Source organism: Bacillus sp. S10(2024) (assembly GCF_050473865.1).
In the GTDB taxonomy this organism is placed as follows: Bacteria; Bacillota; Bacilli; order Bacillales; family Bacillaceae_G; genus Bacillus_A.
The window spans coordinates 412,255-433,240 of record NZ_JBFLUR010000002.1 but is presented as its reverse complement, the minus strand read 5'-3'; the positions used below and the strand labels follow the sequence as shown (position 1 = coordinate 433,240).

General features: G+C 36.4%; 20 protein-coding genes. All 20 read right to left on the bottom strand.

All coding sequences use genetic code 11. From position 1 onward, the window contains the following. Positions 1-50 precede the first annotated feature (50 nt). The gene (divIVA, locus tag AB1280_RS02390; protein ID WP_098916275.1) at positions 51-557 is read right to left on the bottom strand and encodes a septum site-determining protein DivIVA; all 507 of its coding nucleotides are present in this window, start codon (positions 555-557) and stop codon (positions 51-53) included. Positions 558-650: 93 nt separating this feature from the next. Further along, positions 651-1,424 (bottom strand): RNA-binding protein, encoded by a 774-nt coding sequence (locus AB1280_RS02385; protein ID WP_272188219.1) that lies wholly within the window; start codon positions 1,422-1,424, stop codon positions 651-653. Between the two features lie 10 nt (positions 1,425-1,434). Then, entirely contained in the window at positions 1,435-1,701 is a 267-nt protein-coding gene (locus AB1280_RS02380) for a YggT family protein (protein WP_272188220.1), read from the bottom strand. A 6-nt stretch (positions 1,702-1,707) separates the two neighbouring features. Continuing rightward, on the bottom strand, positions 1,708-2,169 hold the full coding sequence (locus AB1280_RS02375) for a cell division protein SepF (protein ID WP_429754768.1): 462 nt from the start codon (positions 2,167-2,169) through the stop codon (positions 1,708-1,710). A gap of 19 nt (positions 2,170-2,188) precedes the next feature. After that, entirely contained in the window at positions 2,189-2,863 is a 675-nt protein-coding gene (locus tag AB1280_RS02370) for a YggS family pyridoxal phosphate-dependent enzyme (RefSeq protein WP_429754767.1), read from the bottom strand. Beyond that, positions 2,860-3,678 carry a peptidoglycan editing factor PgeF gene (pgeF, locus tag AB1280_RS02365; protein WP_429754766.1) on the bottom strand — a complete coding sequence of 273 codons (819 nt, stop codon included), beginning with the start codon at positions 3,676-3,678 and terminating at the stop codon, positions 2,860-2,862. The genes AB1280_RS02370 and pgeF overlap by 4 nt, the downstream gene beginning before the upstream one ends. Before the next feature lie 115 nt (positions 3,679-3,793). After that, positions 3,794-4,072: a YlmC/YmxH family sporulation protein gene (locus AB1280_RS02360; RefSeq protein ID WP_272188225.1), complete on the bottom strand. Its 279-nt coding sequence runs from the start codon at positions 4,070-4,072 to the stop codon at positions 3,794-3,796. A gap of 276 nt (positions 4,073-4,348) precedes the next feature. Next, on the bottom strand, positions 4,349-5,128 hold the full coding sequence (sigG, locus tag AB1280_RS02355; protein ID WP_272188226.1) for an RNA polymerase sporulation sigma factor SigG: 780 nt from the start codon (positions 5,126-5,128) through the stop codon (positions 4,349-4,351). Between the two features lie 136 nt (positions 5,129-5,264). After that, the gene (sigE, locus tag AB1280_RS02350) at positions 5,265-5,981 is read right to left on the bottom strand and encodes an RNA polymerase sporulation sigma factor SigE (protein ID WP_020059244.1); all 717 of its coding nucleotides are present in this window, start codon (positions 5,979-5,981) and stop codon (positions 5,265-5,267) included. Between the two features lie 21 nt (positions 5,982-6,002). Then, positions 6,003-6,920 carry a sigma-E processing peptidase SpoIIGA gene (gene spoIIGA / locus AB1280_RS02345; protein ID WP_429754765.1) on the bottom strand — a complete coding sequence of 306 codons (918 nt, stop codon included), beginning with the start codon at positions 6,918-6,920 and terminating at the stop codon, positions 6,003-6,005. Between the two features lie 383 nt (positions 6,921-7,303). Next, the gene (gene ftsZ / locus AB1280_RS02340) at positions 7,304-8,455 is read right to left on the bottom strand and encodes a cell division protein FtsZ (protein WP_272188228.1); all 1,152 of its coding nucleotides are present in this window, start codon (positions 8,453-8,455) and stop codon (positions 7,304-7,306) included. 39 nt (positions 8,456-8,494) lie between these two features. After that, positions 8,495-9,823 (bottom strand): cell division protein FtsA, encoded by a 1,329-nt coding sequence (ftsA, locus tag AB1280_RS02335; RefSeq protein ID WP_429754764.1) that lies wholly within the window; start codon positions 9,821-9,823, stop codon positions 8,495-8,497. A 407-nt stretch (positions 9,824-10,230) separates the two neighbouring features. Then, entirely contained in the window at positions 10,231-10,977 is a 747-nt protein-coding gene (locus AB1280_RS02330) for a cell division protein FtsQ/DivIB (RefSeq protein ID WP_429754763.1), read from the bottom strand. A gap of 96 nt (positions 10,978-11,073) precedes the next feature. After that, positions 11,074-11,979 carry a UDP-N-acetylmuramate dehydrogenase gene (murB, locus tag AB1280_RS02325; protein ID WP_429754762.1) on the bottom strand — a complete coding sequence of 302 codons (906 nt, stop codon included), beginning with the start codon at positions 11,977-11,979 and terminating at the stop codon, positions 11,074-11,076. Between the two features lie 50 nt (positions 11,980-12,029). Further along, positions 12,030-13,133, bottom strand: coding sequence for an undecaprenyldiphospho-muramoylpentapeptide beta-N-acetylglucosaminyltransferase (gene murG, locus AB1280_RS02320; RefSeq protein WP_272188232.1), 1,104 nt, complete (start codon positions 13,131-13,133; stop codon positions 12,030-12,032). 164 nt (positions 13,134-13,297) lie between these two features. Continuing rightward, positions 13,298-14,395, bottom strand: a complete 1,098-nt coding sequence (spoVE, locus tag AB1280_RS02315; RefSeq protein ID WP_272188233.1) for a stage V sporulation protein E — start codon at positions 14,393-14,395, stop codon at positions 13,298-13,300. Between the two features lie 250 nt (positions 14,396-14,645). After that, positions 14,646-15,998, bottom strand: a complete 1,353-nt coding sequence (murD, locus tag AB1280_RS02310; RefSeq protein WP_429754761.1) for a UDP-N-acetylmuramoyl-L-alanine--D-glutamate ligase — start codon at positions 15,996-15,998, stop codon at positions 14,646-14,648. Further along, a complete protein-coding gene (gene mraY / locus AB1280_RS02305) occupies positions 15,999-16,970 on the bottom strand; it encodes a phospho-N-acetylmuramoyl-pentapeptide-transferase (RefSeq protein WP_272188235.1) in 972 nt (323 codons plus the stop codon). Positions 16,971-16,992: 22 nt separating this feature from the next. Beyond that, a complete protein-coding gene (locus AB1280_RS02300; RefSeq protein ID WP_429754760.1) occupies positions 16,993-18,468 on the bottom strand; it encodes a UDP-N-acetylmuramoyl-L-alanyl-D-glutamate--2,6-diaminopimelate ligase in 1,476 nt (491 codons plus the stop codon). A gap of 555 nt (positions 18,469-19,023) precedes the next feature. Next, entirely contained in the window at positions 19,024-20,940 is a 1,917-nt protein-coding gene (locus AB1280_RS02295; RefSeq protein ID WP_272188237.1) for a stage V sporulation protein D, read from the bottom strand. Positions 20,941-20,986: the final 46 nt, after the last annotated feature.

The following is a 20,986-nucleotide window of genomic DNA, read 5'->3' as shown; positions in this document are numbered from 1 at the left end:
AAAAATTATGTTGTATAGAATTATATGTAATAATACGAAAAACGTCAAGCTTACACTGTTTCTTCTTTCTTAAGAAGCTCATCTACTTCTTCTTCTAACTCAATTAACTTGTCCCAATCATCATTGTTTAACATTTCAAGCTGCGCTTCCAACAGCATACGGAAACGTGTACGGAACACTTTTGCTTGCTTTTTTAATTCTTCAATATCAAATGCAACTTTTCTTGATTTTACAAGTGCTTCATTAATAATACGGTCCGCATTCTTCTCTGCTTCACGAACAATTAATTTCGCTTCTTTTTGAGCATTACGCTTAACTTCTTCTGCTGCTTCTTGCGCTACAACAATAGATTTATTCAATGTATCTTCAATATTAGAGAAATGTTCTAATTTCCCTTCAAGTTGTGCGACTTTTTCTTCTAACGCCTTCTTCTCACGAATTACTAATTCATAATCTTTGATGACTTGATCAAGAAATTCATTTACTTGATCCTCATCATAGCCACGAAAACCACGGCTAAATTCCTTATTATGAATATCTAACGGTGTTAACGGCACAAACGCCACCTCCAAGTAGGTTATCTAAAATTTCCTCTTTTAATTATATCTTTTCTTCGACAAAATGGGAGACTTTCCTTCTAAAAAAAGAAATCATTTTAAGATTCCATACAAAATTCTCCATTTATCACGCTTTGTTTTTCCCTCAACAGTAAGTAATTTACTTCTGCCATAACCTCTCACAGAAAATACATCGCCTGGAAAGCATTCATAAGCAGATTGCTCAACAACTTTCCAATTCACTTTCACAAGACCATTTTTAATGGACGGCTGAACCTTTTGACGAGATACATGAAATATTTCTGCTAGCAATACATCTAATCGAAGCGATGATACTGTCCCTGACTTTTCATTCCACTGATTTTCTATATGTAATGAATGATCAGTTGGTACAGGCGATAAAGATACTTTTATTTTTCCAATTGATTGTAAATTTATTTCTATATACGATGCGACTTCTTTTGCAACTACAATTTGGGCACGATCATTCTGGAGCCAAATATCTCCGCATTTCTCTCGCTTTAAACCAAGTGACATAAATGCTCCTAATATTTGACGATGCTCCAGTGAATAAAATTTAGAAGGATAGTCAATTTCTAATATTTCTATCTGAAATTCTTCTGCATTCGGCATAAGGTAATTGGGATATATTAACGCCCGTTTTCTTTCTGCACTGGGAGCAGCTCCATATAATTGAAACGCAGCATCCCCTTGATATCCAACAATCATCGAAACAATTTGCTGTTCACGCGGATCAAGAAAATCAGTAAGTTTCACTTGATGATATTCTTCTGCCGCATGCTTCCATTCTAATACTTTATCAACAAAAACCGTTTCTTCAGGCCTAAAATGTTCATAAATGCTCATCTATACTGTCTTACCTCAAAAAAAACTCAAATACACGTACTAATCCTGAACTTGCTAAATTTAGAACAAGTATTGCCACGATTGGAGAAATATCAATTACACCAATTGGTGGGATAAATCTCCGAAACGGTTCTAAATACGGCTCACAAATACGGGCAAGGAAATCACCAAATGTAGACTCTCTTGCTCCCGGAACCCAAGATAAAAGGATATAAATAATAAGCGCATATGAATAAAACCTGAATAGATAGAGCAAAATTGTTAAAATCATCGTCATAGCGCACTACCACCTTTTGATATTTTTCTCTTCTTCTTCACCAAACAATTCAGAAATTGCTCCAACAATATCTACATTATCCGGCGTACATATAAATGTTTTTGGACCTAGCTTTTGAATATCCCCGCCGATTGCATATACAGTTCCACTTAAAAAGTCAACGATACGTAGCGCTTGATCTGTCGACATGCGTTGTAAATTAATTACGACTGCACGACGACCTTTCAAATGATCAGCAATCCCTTGTGCTTCCGAGTACGTACGCGGCTCTAATAAAACAACTTTCGAAGGTTGTTTCGCTGTTTCAATGCTTACTACGTTTTGTTTCGATTGTACCTTTGCAAAAGGAATATCCTGCTCTGGGTCCTGTTCTTTTGTCATTTCAGTTTGCTCCTTTTCGTAAGCATATTGTGCTTCTCGCTCTTCTGGTGTGTCAAAAAAGAAATACTTTACTTTTGACCAACTCATAATAAAATTCTCCTTCCTTCTATTCTTTCCCCACTAAAATCGTTCCCAAACGAATAAATGTAGCGCCCTCTTCAATTGCAATTGTATAATCATTTGACATACCCATTGATAACTCCATACACGGAGCATATGATAGGTTTAAATCTTGCACCTGCTTTTGCAGCTTACGCAACCTTTGAAAACAACTGCGAATTTGCATTTCATCGTCTGTGTAAGGTGCCATTGTCATCAGTCCGACAACTTCAATTTTATCAAATTGTTGTAAGTTGTAAATAAAGTCAATTATCTCATCTACGTCTAACCCCTGTTTAGACTCTTCCGCTGAGGTTTTTACCTGAACAAAGCAGCGAATGGGTTTCGTTGCTCGTTTTTGAATTTCTTTTGCAAGTGAAAGACGATCAAGTGAATGTAAATAATCAATCTCATGTATGATTTCTTTTACTTTTCTAGTTTGCAATGACCCGATAAAATGCCATGTCGCTTTGTTTCCAAAATGCTCATATTTCTGTAAAAAACCTTCATTGCGATTTTCACCAAGATGTACAAGCCCAGCTTGTAACACTTCATTTGTTTTTTCAATGCCTACTGTTTTTGTAACAGCAACAAGTGTAATTTCATCTAAGAATCGATTCACTCGCTGACATGCTTTTTCAACTTCTTGCTTGACATATGCTAAATTCTCTTGTACGGTCACTGCTTCCCCTCCTCCTTAAACCCAATAAAGCTAAGCATTCTCCCCGTCTTTCCTTGGTCGCGGCGATGTGAGAAGAATAATTGCGTTTCACAGCTTGTACAAAAAGATGACATCGCAATATTTTCTTCTTTTATCCCAGCTTGTAAACATAGCAAACGATTTATTTCCTTTAAATCTATTGTATATTGTCCTTCAGAAATCATTTCATATGGAACAGTATCATGAAGTACTTGTTTCGCAGCAGATAATACACGGTCATCTACAGCATAACAACACGCACCAATAGATGGACCAATCGCCACATGTATATCATCAAGCGATATACCTTCCTCTTTCCACTTGTCGATCATTTCACTAGCAATTCCTTTGACTGTTCCTTTCCAGCCAGCATGTGCAAGTCCTATCATTCTATAAGATGGCGCATAAAAATAGAGTGGCACACAATCCGCATAACAAGATGTTAACAACACATCTGCATCTGTCGTATATATGCCGTCCGTACTAGGGATACCATCTTCATAAGAAAAGACGCCTTTTCCTTTCTCTTGCTTGCCCACTTTTACAACATGACGATCATGAACTTGTTCCGAACAAACCCAAGTTTCTAATGGAATGTGTAATTTCCCTGCTAAAAGCCGTCGATTTTCATGAACATCTTCTACTTTGTCGTGAACGTGTAATCCTAAATTCATTGTATGAAAGGAGCCGGTACTCACTCCACCTTCTTTTGTAGTAAATCCTGCTATAATGTGTCCATGTTCTTCCCACATATGTAAATGTAACATACCGTCCTTATATGTAAATGGTTCTCTCATAAAAAGGCTCCTTATAATAAAATAACATAAAAAGTATGGTACTTCCCGTCTATTTTACCATACTTTTATTTTTCCATAATGACAACATAAAAAAAAGTGAAATTTGTAATATTCTTTAAGAAGTTGTCGGTGTTTGTATTGTTTCTGTAACAGTAGGAACATGATCTGCTCGAACTAAAATAACATCTTCCCCTATTTTTACAATTTGTTTCCAAGGAATTACAAATTCCTCCTCTTTTCCAAATAACCCTAGCATTTTCCCTTGCTTTGTAATGATAACTGCTTGAATCTTTCCTGTTCTCATATCAATATCGATATCTCCAATGTTTCCAAGCCTTTTCCCATCTGATACATTGACAACATCTTTCATTTGAAATTCTGAAATACGTATCATTGTCATCCTCTCCTTTTCCCCATATTTAACTAACAACCTCAATAAAAAATCCCACCCCATCAATAGGTGCTTTTTTCTTCTCACACCTTCTTCTTCTTTAAATCTTAAGATGAAGGTTCTACCGTATACCATGGTGAGATAAAGCGGAATTTCTATTTCAGAGAATACATCCTTCACGTACAAAACCTTTTCTTTATAGTCATTATATGAGTTGGACATCTTTCCTATGAACAGAATCTCAAAACGATAAAAGGCCTCATCTATAATGATGAGACCTTAGCCTTGAATTGTTTTATTCATTTGTTTAATTGCTGATTTTTCAAGACGTGACACCTGTGCTTGAGAAATCCCAATTTCCTCAGCCACTTCCATTTGTGTTTTCCCTTGAAAGAAACGTTTACGAATAATCATCTTTTCGCGTTCATTTAATCGCTTCATTCCTTCTTTTAGTGCCAGCTCTTCGACCCATTGCTCGTCCCTTTGTTTATCATCGCTTAACTGATCCATAACAAAAATCGGGTCTCCACCATCATTGTATATTGGCTCAAATAATGAAACTGGGTCTTGAATTGCATCAAGCGCAAACACAATTTCTTCGTGCGTCACATCAAGTACTTTCGCTATATCCATCGCTGTTGGTTCCTTTGAATTTTCAGCAATGAGTCTTTCACGTACTTGCAACGCTTTATACGCAATATCTCGCAAGGAACGCGATACTCGTATTGGATTATTATCACGTAAATATCTTCGAATCTCTCCGATAATCATCGGTACAGCATATGTTGAAAATTTAACATTTTGGCCTAAATCAAAATTATCAATGGATTTCATAAGTCCAATGCAGCCAACTTGAAATAAATCATCAACAAACTCCCCTCTGTTGTTAAATCTTTGGATGACGCTCAGTACAAGACGTAAGTTTCCGTTTACTAGTTTCTCTCTAGCGCTTATTTCACCGCTTTGCATTTCTCGAAATAGCCGTCGCATTTCTTCGTTTTTTAGTACTGGAAGTTTAGATGTATCAACACCGCAAATTTCTACTTTGTTTCTCGTCAAAGTGTTCCCTCCTATCGGGAGTTGCTGTACAGTGTAAAGTATCTCCTTGGGAGGGAATTTTATGCATATATTCATTTATCTCACTTTCTCAAATGAAACTTACACTATTTATAACGAAATAATCGACCACTTAGCCTCATACCATTTTATTAAATTCTTTGCGAAGCCTTTTAATAATTCGTTTTTCTAAACGCGATATATAGGACTGGGAAATCCCAAGCATATCAGCAACATCCTTTTGTGTTTTTTCTTCCCCACCATCTAACCCAAAACGAAGTTCCATAATTTGCTTCTCTCGATCATTTAATTGATGTAATGCTTTCATAAGTAAATGCCGGTCAACAGTTGCTTCCAAGTCCTTTGTAATAATGTCTTCATCTGTCCCTAAAACATCTGATAACAATAGTTCATTTCCATCCCAATCAATATTAAGGGGTTCATCAAATGATACTTCTGAACGATTTTTATTATTTCTTCGCAAATGCATCAATATTTCATTCTCAATACATCTTGATGCATACGTTGCGAGTTTAATCTTTTTTTCTGGATTAAATGTATTAACCGCTTTAATTAAACCAATAGTTCCAATACTAATAAGATCCTCGATATTAATTCCTGTATTTTCAAACTTTCTAGCAATGTATACGACAAGACGTAAATTGCGCTCTATTAAAAGTGACCTTGCTGTCTCATCTCCTTTTGGTAGTTTTTGCAGCAAAATTTCTTCTTCTTCTTTCGTTAATGGCGGTGGCAACGCTTCACTTCCACCGATATAGTAAATTTCATCGGTCTTAATTCCAAGTTTTAATAATAATTTATACCAAAGATACGTTAACCGAAATTTCAATTTCAATCCAATCCCTCCGTTCCTGTATTAAGCAATTGTTATTTTTTGTGACAATAACATTTTTGGATGTAAAATACATTGATACTCACCATTCGTCGATAACTGCTGTGCATTCAAACCAATTAATACTTTACTTACAGAAACCTTTGTGCCTTCATGATAAATTTGCACATAGTCAGGTTTAAACGCCCATAAAAATTGTTGATTAATTCCTACAGCTCGGTAAGGAATTAAACGCAACCGAGTTGTCCACTTTGATTCTTCATCTGGTATATAAGGAATAGCTGTTTTCATTTGAACTTGTTCTATTAGCCATTGCGGAAGAACATGTTCCAAAGAAGAAACATGAATAATCATAACTGGTGTTTTTGTTAGCGGGTCATGCAATTGATTTCCACTATCAATCAATCCATCTAGCTGAATATCATTTATATCAATTTTGATAGCTACTTTCACAATTTGCTCATAGTGAATTTTTGTCACTTCTACATCCTCAATTCTCTTTTTAGAAAAATAATAAATAACAGGAAACCCAATGATAACAAACAACCAACTTACAGGATCACCATACGAAATAGATTTTGTTGAAATTAGTCCATTCATCATGTCATTTGTTTGAAGAAAAAAGTGTGTGCCAACAAGACCGCCACCTACCATAAACGTCACAAAATAAAACATTAAAACGCTCTGTAGAAATGTCCGAAAACGAATGAAGCCAAACGCAGCATAAACAATAAGAAATGAATATATTAATTTCATTACAGGATGTGTCATCAACGATGCTAACGGCGTGAATGCAAAAATAACAATTGTTGAACCGATACATGCGCCAAGCACAAGTCTCCATCTTTTCACTTTCCGTTTTAAAACAATTGCTGTTAATAAAAGTAAAAGAAAATCAATGCAGACATTTAATAACCATATAATGTCGGCGTAAACGACCAAACGGTTCACCTCTTTTTTATAAAGTTGAGACTAGTATAATGCATATCCAATGGAAAAGTGTGTCAATTCACGGAAGGGATTTTTTGTTATTTTGAAACTTTGAGGAATAATTTGTCATGTAGAAAAAAGACTTTCTTTAAGCAGATAACGAAATTTGTATATATATACAAACCACTATCAGTAGGGATTTTACTAACCAAAAATAGTGGGATAAAAAGAATTAAAAAAGCAACCATCTATTATGCGTAGATGATTGCCTTTTTTTTGTTCCATAATATACGAAAGTTCATCTCGCTACCTATAAATAGGACGAGCTTGATTGGTTTAAATAATAAGCAGTGGGGAGTCCCCACTGCTTAAAGTTTCACTTTATAATTGCTCCCTTAGCGTCTACGACGATTACGTAAAAACGCTGGGATATCGATATCATCTACATCTGTATGACGATCATTCACAACTGGCTCTTCACGCATAACTTCACGCTTTACTTCACGTTGTTTAACCGGTTGTACTGATTGCTGTACATTTTTAGTAGAAGTTGCTGTAGGGCGAGTAATTGGCTTAGGTGGTTGCATTGAAATGCTGTCATCAAAACCTGTTGCAATCACTGTTACAACAATTTCATCTTTTAAACTTTCATTAATTACTGAACCGAAAATCATATTTACTTCTGGATCTGAAGCTGAAGCTACAATATCAGCTGCTTCTTGTACTTCATATAAACTTAAATTCGTTCCACCTGTAATGTTCATAATAACACCTTGTGCACCATCAATAGATGTTTCTAGCAATGGACTAGAAATCGCACGTTTTGCCGCTTCTGTCGCACGGTTTTCACCAGTTCCAATGCCAATACCCATTAAAGCAGAACCTTTGTTAGACATAATTGTTTTTACGTCTGCAAAGTCTAAGTTAATAAGACCAGGCGTTGCAATTAAGTCAGAAATACCTTGAACACCTTGACGTAATACATTATCTGCTTCACGGAATGCTTCAAGCATTGGTGTATTTTTATCCACAATTTCTAAAATACGATCATTTGGGATAACAATGATTGTATCTACATTTTCTTTAAACGCAGCAATTCCAGATGTAGCTTGTGTTGCACGCTTACGACCTTCAAATGTAAATGGGCGAGTTACAACACCAACTGTTAATGCCCCTAATTCTTTTGCAATTTGTGCAATAACTGGAGCTGCTCCTGTCCCAGTTCCACCGCCCATACCAGCTGTGACAAAGACCATATCCGCACCACGAAGTGCTTCTTGAATTTGTTCTTTACTTTCTTCAGCAGCTTTTTTTCCTACTTCTGGATTTGCTCCTGCACCAAGTCCACGCGTTAATTTACCACCGATTTGCATTCTTGTTTCAGCTTTTGATAAATTTAGCGCTTGTGCATCTGTGTTTACAGCGATAAAATCTACGCCCTGTACGCCATTTTCAATCATACGATTGACAGCATTGTTTCCGCCGCCGCCTACACCAATAACTTTTATATTTGCTAATTGATCTTGTGTAGTATCAAACTCTAACATGTCGAAATCCCCCTAGAACCTCATTTTTCGCGTTCAAATCTAATCCCATAAATATCGGAATACACGCTTCACTTTTGACATCATTCGTTCATTGTTATTATTGTCATCATTGTTATTCTTGTTATTATTGTTATTACGAGACTTTTGCTTTGCCGGTTGTTGCACTGCAGCAGGTATTGGCGCATGTGTATGCTGTAATTCATAGTTTTCCTGTTTTTCCTGCACACTCTTTCCTCGCAACTTAGCTTTTTGATATGCATTTTTAATAAGTCCAACACCAATTGTATATTGTGGTTCACGTACACCAATATAATCAGGCGTTGCAACACGAACATTTTGATGTAGAATGTCATTTGCAAGATCAAGTATACCAGACATAGAAACAACACCACCAGTAAGTACATAACCAGCTGGTAAGTGTTTGATGCCTAGTTTTTGTACCTCATCTTGTACAAGCATAAGAATTTCCTCTACACGAGCTTCTATGATATCAGCTAGCTCTAATTGAGAATATTGCTCTGTTTGATCACTGCCCATCATGGAAACAGTAAACATTTCTTCCTCAGATGCTGTATCGTAAAAAGCATGTCCATATTTCAACTTAATTTGATCGGCATTTTCAGTTGATGTTTTCAATCCGATAGCGATATCTTTTGTTATATGATCTCCGCCAATCGGTAATATACTTGTTGTTTGTAATTCTCCATCCTGGAAAATTGATAATGTCGTCGAACCTCCACCGATGTCAACAAGAGCAACCCCTCGATTTTTTTCATCGTTCGATAAAGCAACTGCTGATGCTGCTAATGGCTGAAGGCAAATATCAACTATTTCAAGACCCGCTTTTTCTACACATCGAAGTAAATTATGTAACAATGTTCTCGAGCCTGTAATTAATGTACCTTCCATTTCTAAACGTACGCCAATCATTCCGCGCGGATCATTAATTTCATCGAGACCGTCTACTATAAACTGTCGAGGTACCACATCAATAAATTCGCGCTCTGGTGCAATTGACACAACTTGTGCTGCATCAAGTACCCGAAGCACATCTTCATTTCCAATTTCACGGTCTTCATTTGAAACAGCGACTACTCCATGACAAGGAAGAAGCTGCACTTGATTTGCATTCACACCTACAACAACTCGTTCAATGTGTATTCCTACCATGCGTTCAGCTTGTTCAATCGCCTTTTTAATCGATTGTACAGTCTCATCTATGTCAACAATGGAGCCCTTTTTCAAACCATTTGACTTTACATTTCCAACACCAATAATGTTCAAAGCGTCATTGACCATCTCGCCAATAATAACTTTAACATTGGATGTACCGATGTCAAGACTAACATATATTTCATTGCTGTTCATTCTTTGGCACCTCCTTCTTTATTTATACCACAAAATCCAATATATGGAACAACAATCGTTGTTTTACTATGTTATAAGAAAAATATTCAACGTATTTATGCGTTTCCCTTTTTTAACAATATATTTTTCTTATTTTTGTTTGGCATTCATTCACTTTTATAACAGTACTATGCAAATCACTGTTATTTTTTGAAACAATCTTTTCTAACTACAAAGATTGTCGCCAAATATAAGTCTACACTAAGATGTACTTCTAGCAAAGTGAAACTTGAACCCAAGAATATATTAAAAAAAAGAAAATAGGGAAAAATATGACATAATCACATGATTTTCAAGAATACATTCCTATTTTCTCTAACAAAACATATTTTACACTCAAATTAGCCTCTTTACCACGCTTTTATTTATTAATTTATATATTCAGTATAAGCGCCTACCTCTAGATGGATAATTGCTTTTTTATCTGGCGACAAGTTCTTAATAATAAGAGGATAAGCTTCCATTCGTTTTGCGAAGTCTTGAATAACTGTACTTACTTCGTATCCCTCATTCATATACAGTGTAAGATGATCCGCATACAAATCTGTTGGTTTATACTGAATTTCTGAAATGGACCGAAGAACAGCTGGTGTTAACTTTTCTAATTCAGCAATCAATTCTTTCATTTTCTTTTCTTCAAAAGGAACAAAAATCGGTGCAGCAACTGGCAACTTCCCATTTGGTAGAGCATTTAATGATTTTCCATTTTGTAAAAGAGGATATAATTTGTCCTCTTTATTAATGTAGCCAATTGTCACATATTCCTCAATATCGATAACAATGTTGTTTGGAAATTGTTTTTTTACATGGACATTTTTAATTTCCTCTTGCTCTTTTAAATTCGCTTCCGCTTGATGACTCATTACACGAAAATAGCTTGTTTTATATGTAATTCCTGATTGTTCCATTATTTGTTCATCCGTCATATAATGATTACCATGAATTGTAATCTTCTTTATATTGCTAAGCGGAGATTGAAAATAAATTAAAAAAAGCACCAATAAAAATAAAATCGATACATATAAAATTAATCGTTTATTTACTTGCTTTTTCTTCTTTGGATTTTTTAATTTTGGTACACGATCTTGTAGCTTAATAACTTTACTATTCTTCATGTACGCTCCCCCTATGTAACGTAAAGAACGGCATGTTATGCATGCCGTTCTTCTTATTATTATATCATAAATAATAAAGAGCAGGACGGACAACTGTTATCTTCCAATGATTTCTACTTCAGTATGCATATCTACTCCAAATTGTTCTTTTATTGTCTTCTTTACATAAGCAATTAAATCAAGAACATCTTGAGCTGATGCTGTCCCCGTATTTACAATAAAATTCCCATGCATTTCTGAAATTTTCGCACCACCAATTTGATAACCGCGTAGTCCAGCATTTTCCACCAGATTACCAGCATAGTTTGGTAGTGGATTTCTAAAAATACTTCCTGCACAAGGATGATTCCAAGGTTGTGTATCACGACGATAATCTTTATTTTTTTGCATAATCCCAATAATTTCGTCACGATTTCCTTCTTTCAACTGCAACTCTGCTTCTAGTACAATACCAGGACGCTTCTTTTGTAAAACAGATGTACGATAAGAAAATCCTAGTTCTTCTTTCGTTAACCAATCAATTTTTCCGTCTTCAAACATCACACGAGCACTCTTCAAAATTTCAGATATATCTGATTTATGGGCACCTGCATTCATATAAACGGCTCCGCCTACACTTCCTGGGATTCCACTAGCAAACTCTAATCCAGCGAGTCCTTGACGGCTTAGTAAAGTTGAAAGCTTAATAAGAGGGTATCCTCCGCCTACACGGACATTGGTTCCTGTCACTTCTAAATGATCCAAACCCTCTCCTAATCGAATAACAACACCTTCAATTCCGTTATCTGATACAAGCAGATTAGACCCGCGACCGATTGCAGTCCATTTTGTTCCATGCTTCTTCACAAGCTTTAATGATTTTTCTACACCTTCCACGCTGCTTGGAATTACTAAAATATCTGCTGGACCACCTATTTTCATCGTTGTATAACGAGCTAATGGTTCATTTTCTAATACTTTTCCTACCTTGGCTTCCATAAGTTCGTTTGCTAATTGTTTCATGATGCTCTCCCCCATATTAAATCTCCGTACTACAGTAGTATGCAGGGCATTCACCTTACGTTATTTTCTACAAGTTTTTTCATCACTTCAAATAACTTGTTTGCTGCATCTGGAATTCCTAACTCTTTTGCAGCTAGTTTCATATTTTGTAATTTCTGTGCATCCAATAAAATTTCATCAATATCACCAAGAAGTGTTTCACCTGTTAACTCTTTCTCAAGAAGCATCTTCGCTGCTCCTTTCTCAACGACAGAAAGAGCATTTTTTTCTTGATGATTGTTTGTTACATATGGACTTGGAATTAAGATACTTGGTTTACCTAAAGCTGTCAACTCGGCTAACGTTGTGGCACCTGCACGTGAAACAACAAGATCCACTCCAGTAAGTACTTCTGGCATGTTATCAATAAACGGCTTAATTATGACATTGTGTGGATTCCCTTTTTGTTTCACCAATTCCATTACTTTATCATAATGCACTTCACCTGTAACGTACAATACTTCATAAGATTTATTACCAAATTGTTCAATTGCCTCTAAAAACGCATCATTAATTGGTCTAGCGCCTCTACTTCCTCCAAAAATTAACACTGATTTTTTTGAAAGTGATAAACCAACCGAACGCTTACCTTTCATACCATTTTGATTCATCACTTCTGAAGCACGAGGATTCCCTGTCATCACAACTTTATTTTGCGGGAAATGTTCTACTGCCGCTTCAAAACACACCGCTACTTTATTCACGTAACGGCTCAAAAATTTATTTGTTACACCAGGTACACTATTTTGTTCATGTACAATTGTTGGAATACCAATTTTAGCTGCTGCGTATACAACTGGACCACATACATAACCACCTGTGCCAATTACAACATCTGGATTAAAACGACGTATATATCGTTTACTATCCTGTACCCCCTTTACAAAACGCATCACCGTTTTCACATTATCCATTGATAATTTCCGCTTAAATCCACTAATAACAATAGATTGAAATGGTATGCCAGCTTTGCGAACAATTTTACTTTCTAAACCATTTTCTGTACCAATATATAAAAACCTTGCTTCAGGATGAATTTTTTTGATTTCTCGAATTAACGCAAGAGCTGGATAAATGTGCCCACCCGTCCCGCCACCACTGACTAATACTCGCACTGCCTATTCCTCCGCTTCTTTTTTCTATTATCCCGCCAATAGCGGATAATAGTACAATTTGTTTAGCTAACCTTATTGATCGTAAATTTTACTGTATGCTGTTCATATGTCAATCGCTTAATTTCTATTTTTACATACGAAAAACCCTGTCATAGAAACAGGGTTTAGTAGCGAGAATGACGACTTATATTTAGTAGCACTCCAACCGCCATTAACATAAGGGTCAAGCTGGACCCACCATAGCTTAAAAATGGTAAGGTAATTCCTGTAACTGGCATTAATCCCGTTACAACACCGATGTTAATCATAACTTGAATCGCAATCATCGCCACAATCCCGACTGCTAAAAACGTACCGTATAAGTCTGGCGCTCCTAACGCTACACGAATCCCACGCCATAACAACAGACTAAATAATAATAACACAAACGAACCACCAATAAAACCTAATTCTTCAGATAGAATGGCAAAAATAAAGTCTGTTTGCGGCTCTGGTAAGTAAAGAAATTTTTGTCTACTTTGTCCAAGACCAAGACCAAATAATCCTCCCGGCCCGATCGCAAGTAGCGATTGAATAATTTGAAATCCACTTCCAAGCGGATCTGACCATGGATCTAAATAAGATGTAATCCGTTTTATTCGATACGGTGCTGATGCAATCAGCCCTACAAATCCTGCTATTCCTATTAGTCCTAGCATAGAAAAGTGAAAAATCCGTGCTCCCGAAACAAAAATCATAACAATACAAGTTCCAACCATTACAGTTCCTGTTCCCAAATCTGGTTGCAGCATAATCATACCAAATGCTACAAACACAAAGCTAAGCGAGGGAAGTAATCCCCTTTTAAAAGATGTAATCATTTTTTGCTTTTCTGATAAAAATTTCGCTAAAAAAATAATCATCGCAAACTTCATAAACTCAGAAGGCTGAATAGAAAATGCTCCTATCCCAATCCAACTTCGTGCTCCGCCGCGCACCAGTCCAATGCCAGGAATCAAAACTAAAATAAGGAGAACAAAACAGATAAGTAAAATTAATTTGGAATATGTACGCCACACCCAATAATCAATCTTCATGATGAAAAACATAGCAACAACACCAATCCCAGCAAATAACAATTGACGCTTTGCAAAAAAGAATGAATCTCCCATTTTATACGAAGCCCATACAGCACTAGCGCTGTACACCATCACCATCCCTACTGTTAAAAGCAACAATGTTACAATAATAAGAATAAAGTCAGGAGTCTTCTTTGTTGGCAATGAGTATCACCTCTTTGAATGCAGCTTTTCGTTAAGCATACTTTTTTCACAACCGAAGCCCATTTATTCAGCCATCTAGCAGCATGATTCCCACCTCAAAAATGTGCAAAATCAAAGAAGATATGTGCGAAATAACTGCCTGTTAAGTTTCCATCAGTAGATGCTGAGATCTCCCACTAATAGAAATTCCACATTATCCTACCTATAAAAGAATCATCAGTAGAAATAATCCACTGATGATTCTTTCACTTTATACTAGCTTATGCACAGCCTGTATAAACATGTCTCCTCTTTCTTCAAATGTTTTAAATTGATCCCAACTTGCACATGCAGGAGATAAGAGAATTACATCTCCTTCTTCAGACAAAGCAAACGCTTCTTGCACCGCTTGTTCCACATTATCGACACATTTAATAACTTTCATTCCAGCCTTTTCTGCAGCTTTGACAAGCTTTGGTGCAGTTTGTCCAAATGTAAATAACGCCTTCACATGCTCAAAGTATGGAATTAAATCGTCAAATTCATTCCCACGATCTAGTCCACCAGCTAATAAAATGACTGGGTTCGTAAATGCAGACAATGCTTTTTCTGTCGCTAGCATATTTGTTGCTTTCGAATCATTATAAAACTTACGGTTTTGAATCGTCGTTACATATTCTAAACGATGCTTTACACCTGTAAACCGTTTTAAAACTGTTATAATCGCTTCATTTGCAACCCCCATGAGCTTCGCAGTACTCATAGCAGCTAGGATATTTTCTAAATTATGTTTCCCCGGCAATACGATATCTTGAACATCAATCACTTTTTCACCTTTGAAGTAAAGAGCACCGTCTTTTACACAAGCACCTTCTTCAATTATTTTTGTCGTAGAAAAGTACACCTTTTCTCCTTTACTTTTCTCAGACAACATCATTACTTCTTCATCGTCAGCATTAATGATGCTATAGTCATTTCCAGTTTGATTTCTAAAAATATTCGCTTTTGCTAAACCGTATTCTTCCTTCGTACCATGATAATCTAAGTGTGCTTCAAATAAGTTTAACAACACTGCTATCTTCGGTTGAAATGTTTCAATACCCATTAATTGAAAAGAAGAAAGTTCTGTTACAACCACTTCTTGTTTCGTTACACCTTGTGCAACCTCACATGCTACCGTGCCAATATTTCCAGCAATAACAGGATGTTTTTCTCCTTCTTTTAACATTTCAAATGTTAATGTTGTGGTCGTTGTTTTCCCGTTCGATCCTGTAATCCCAATAAACGGAGCTTCCGAAATGCGATACGCCAATTCTACCTCTGTTACAATCGGAATATTTTTTTCTTTTGCTGCTACAAGTAACGGATTCGAATACGGAATCCCTGGATTTTTTACAACGACAGAAATATTTTTTTCTAACAATTCTAAAGGATGACCGCCGCATATAACTTCCATACCTTGATTTTGCAATTCTGTCGCTAACGGATTTTCAGCTAGCGGTTTGCTATCATTTATAATCACATTTGCACCCAGTTTCTTTAATAAAACAGCTGCAGCAAAGCCGCTTTTTGCCATACCTAATACAAGAACATTTTTATTTTGATAGTCAGTTATCGTTTTCAATTACATCCACACTCCGATATAAATTCCTAACATTGCAAATAAAAGTCCGACTGACCAGAATGTTACAACCACTCGCCATTCTGACCAACCACATAATTCATAGTGGTGATGAAGCGGACTCATTTTGAATACACGCTTTCCTCGCGTTTTAAACGACACAACTTGAATAATAACAGAGAGTGTCTCAATAACAAACATTCCACCAATGATAACTAATAATAATTCTGTTTTCGTTAAAATGGAAACAGCCGCTAAAGCACCACCAAGGGCTAAAGACCCTGTGTCTCCCATAAATACTTTTGCTGGATGAGCATTAAATACTAAAAATCCTAATACAGCTCCCACAACTGCCATACAAAAAATAGCAATTGTATAATGTTCCTGAGCAAACGCAATAATACTATACGCACCAAATGCGATGGCAGCTGTTCCTGCTAATAATCCATCTAAACCATCTGTTAGGTTCACTGCGTTTGAAGCTCCTATCAACATAAAGAGCACAAGAATAAAGTACGCCCAATGTAAGTCAAACTTAATTTCCGTCCCTGGAATCATTAAATGTGTGTCAAATCCTTGTCCTTTTGCAATGATAAAGAAAGCTACCGCAATAATAAATTGTCCTACTAATTTTTGTTTTGATGTTAGACCAAGATTTCTTTTTTTAACAACTTTAATGTAATCATCTAAAAATCCGATTAACCCATAACCAAATGTAACAAGTAGCAATAAGTACATCTCAGCACCCTTTTGAAACTTAAACATCATAATAATAGATGTAATCATAATTGAAATAAAAATAACAATTCCGCCCATGGTCGGTGTTCCCGATTTCTTTTGATGTGATTTTGGTCCTTCATCACGAATGCTCTGTCCAAACTTTAAACGACGTAAAAATGGAATGAAAATTGGTGACAACGCAACCGAAATTAAAAATGCCACCCCTACTGTAATTAATAATCCTTGTTCAAGCATATTTAGTCCCCCTCTCTTGTTGTTATTCTTTCATGCTTAAACGTTTTACAATTGCCTCTCCAGCAACTTCGCGATCGTCAAAATGATATACTTCTGTACCTATAATTTGGTATGTCTCATGACCTTTACCCGCAATTACAATAATGTCTCCATCTTTTGCCTCTGATACAGCATGAAATATCGCTTCTTTTCGATCAACAATTACTTCATAATTATTTCCTTTTATACCTTCAATCATATCATCAAGAATTGCTTGCGGCTGTTCGCTGCGTGGATTATCCGATGTATAGATCGCGTGCGTTGCATATTCCGTTGCAACACTGGCCATAATTGGTCGTTTCGTACGATCCCGGTCCCCGCCACAACCAACAATGCAATACACATTTCCTTTTGCAAATTGTTTCGTTGTCAACAATACATTTTCTAAACTATCTGGTGTATGTGCATAATCGACAATGACAGTAAAATCTTGCCCTCTATCAACAACTTCAAAGCGGCCAGGCACACCTTTTAATTCTTTCACAACATCGATAATTGTTTGCAGCGCTACACCAGAAATTAGACATGCAGCTGTTGCAGCTAATACATTATATACATTAAACTTCCCAATTAATTTCATCGTAATATCGATACTTTCACTTGGAGTTACGAGTGTAAACGCCGTACCTGCACTTGTCATCTCAATGTTTTTTGCCATAATATCACTTTTTGTATCAATCCCATACGTAATTACTGTTGCTGCTGTATTTTTCGTATAGTCTATTGCTGCAGCATCGTCATTATTTAATACGGCGTACTTTACACGATTATGATGATAGCTATTACCAAGCTGTGCAAATAGCAATCCTTTTGCATATTTATACTCTTCCATCGTTTTATGATAATCTAAATGATCTTGCGTTAAGTTTGTAAACACCGCTACATCATAGTCACATCCATGCACTCTTCCAAGATGCAAAGCATGTGAAGATACTTCCATAACAGCGCTATTTACATTCTGTTCGACCATTTTAGCGAACGTTTTTTGTAATGTTAATGCATCAGGTGTTGTGTTTTTCACCTCATACGTTTCATCACCTATTTTCATATTAATTGTTCCAATTAGTCCTGTTTTATGTCCATGTGCGCGCATAATTTCGTTCATTATATGCGATGTTGTTGTCTTTCCATTTGTACCTGTAATTCCAATTAAGTGTAACTTTTGGGTCGGCTGTCCATAAAAATAATCAGCTAACACCGCTAAAGAACGTATTGTATCTTTAACAAGTACAACTGGAACGTCAACATCAATAGGCCTTTCCGCAACAATAGCAGCCGCACCTTGCGCGGCTGCTTGCATAGCAAATTCATGACTATCAACCGTAAAACCTTTTATACATACAAATAAACTTCCAGTTGTCACTTTACGTGAATCTGCTTCAATAGATGTAATTTCTGGATTTTCTTTTGGAATGACTGGAAAATCATGCAAACTTGATACGAGTGTATGCAACTTCATTTCTTTAAATCCTCTCTACTCTTTATTTACCTCTTATAAATGGATGCGTTCAAAACGCTCCATACATAAGAACGTCATATATTTACCCAACAGACAGTGTGAACCCAACAACTCACTACTATATAAAGCCATTTTGATTTTTCAGCATATAGATCATTACTATGCAAAACAACACATAACCTACACTTGCTTGCTCCCTTTGTTTTCAATCTCGGATGTGGGATAAGGACCTTACCGCTTCTATGCACGGCTAGATGCTCTCGTCCCTCCCTAAGAGGAAAGGGGTTTTTATGCCACTTTATTTATATCTATATATATAAATATGTTTAAATTTTTCGACATATCAGCCTCTGCTTTGCAAAACAACACATGACCTGCACTTGCTTGCTCCCTTTGTTTTCAATCTCGGATGTAGCAGGATAAGGACCTTACCGCTTCTATGCACGGTCAGGTGCTCTCGTTCTCCCTTAAAGGAGAGGCTTTTATGTCGTTTTTTCAACTTGTATTTATATAGTTTGTTGAGTGTTATTATATCGTACACACATGTCTTCATACTTACTTATTAAAATATATTCGAACCTTGGATCCTGCTTTTACTTTCGTACCTGGTTTTGGAGACTGTTCAACCACTTTGTTTCCATCACCGCTGGCATCAATTTGTAGGTCAACAAGTTGACTTTGTAGTTCCTTTCGATCCATCCCTACTATATTAGGGACTTCTACTAAAGGCGTCTCATCCCAAGTTAATTTCTTTTCAATTTGCTCTTTTCTAGGCTCTACTCCCATAACCGGTAAAACATCCCGAAGAATATTCCCAACGATTGGTGCAGCAACAACTCCGCCAAATTGTGTAACTCCCTTTGGATTATCTACAGCAACATATACAACAACTTGTGGATCATCCGCTGGTGCAAACCCAATAAATGATACGATATAGTTGTTATCTAAATATTTTCCATCTTTTACTTTTTGTGCTGTACCAGTTTTCCCTCCAACACGATATCCATCAATATATGCTTTGTTACCTGAACCTTTCGCAACAACATTCTCAAGTGCATAACGTACCTTTTCAGAAGTTTCCTTGGAAATAACTTGTTTCTTTGCAACTGGCGTTTTTTTACTAATTACTTTGTTCGTAGTTGGATCTAAGAATTCTTTCGCAATATAAGGCTGATATAACGTGCCTCCATTTACAGCAGCCGCTACTGCTGCTACCTGTTGAATCGGGGTAACAGAGACTCCTTGACCAAACGCTGTAGTCGCTTGTTCAACAGGTCCTACTCTTTTTAGATCAAATAAAATCCCTCTACCTTCTCCTTGTAAATCAATACCTGTTTTTTGTCCAAATCCAAAATCACGGATATATTGAAACAGCTTTTCTTTTCCTAAACGGTCTCCAAGTTCTATAAAACCTGGGTTACAAGAGTTTTGAACAACCTCTAAAAAGGTTTGGCTTCCATGTCCTCCCGCTTTCCAACAACGCAATCTTGCACCGCCAACTTCTGCCGCTCCATCATCATAAAACGTATCTTTCTCCAAGTCTACTAATTTTTCATTTAAAGCAGCTGCAAGTGTAATAATTTTAAATGTGGACCCTGGTTCATATGTACTCCAGACTGGAAGATTTCGGTTAAACACTTCTGGTGAAACACTTTTGAAATCTGTTGGATCAAAACTCGGACGACTGGACATACCTAATATTTCACCGTTATTTGGATTCATAGCAATCGCGATGATTCCATCTGGATGATACGTAGACTCTGCTATGTTTAATTCTCTCTCCATAATTGTCTGAATACGCGCATCAATTGTCAACTTTAAATTCAAGCCGTCACCAGGTTCTTTATAATCATCGCCAATGTTCGGCATGCGTTGTCCTTTCGCATCAGCAAAAAAGCGGACATATCCTTTGTCACCATTTAATTCTTTATCATAATATGACTCCAGTCCCATAAGTCCTTGATTATCACTCCCAGCAAACCCAAGCACATGTGATAAATACTTACCAAACGGATAGTATCGAATTGAATCTTCAGCAATATATACACCTTTTAAACTTAAAGCTCTAACTTCTTTCGCCTTATCATGAGAAATTTTCCGTCCGCCTTTGTCTAATCTAACTATAGACTCTTTTTTCGTGAGGCGTTGATAAATCTCTTCTTTCGACACACCTAAAACTGCAGCTAATTTCTCTGCAGTCTCTGCTGGTTTTTCAATTTGCCTTGGTACCACAAAGACAGTTGGTGCACTTTTATTTGTTGCAAGTTCCACACCATTACGATCTACAATTTTCCCACGTTCAGGTTCAAATGTAATATTACGACTCCATGAATCTTTCGCACGATCTGTTAACATATTACCAAGAAAAAACTGCACATATCCAAGACGAATATCAATAATTGTAAAAATAAGTATACCAAAAATCAGCACAAAAATAAGTCTTTTTCTTACTGTTACATTTGATACACGCATATTGGAACAAGCCTCCTTTACGCCTAGCTTGTTCCAATATATGCTT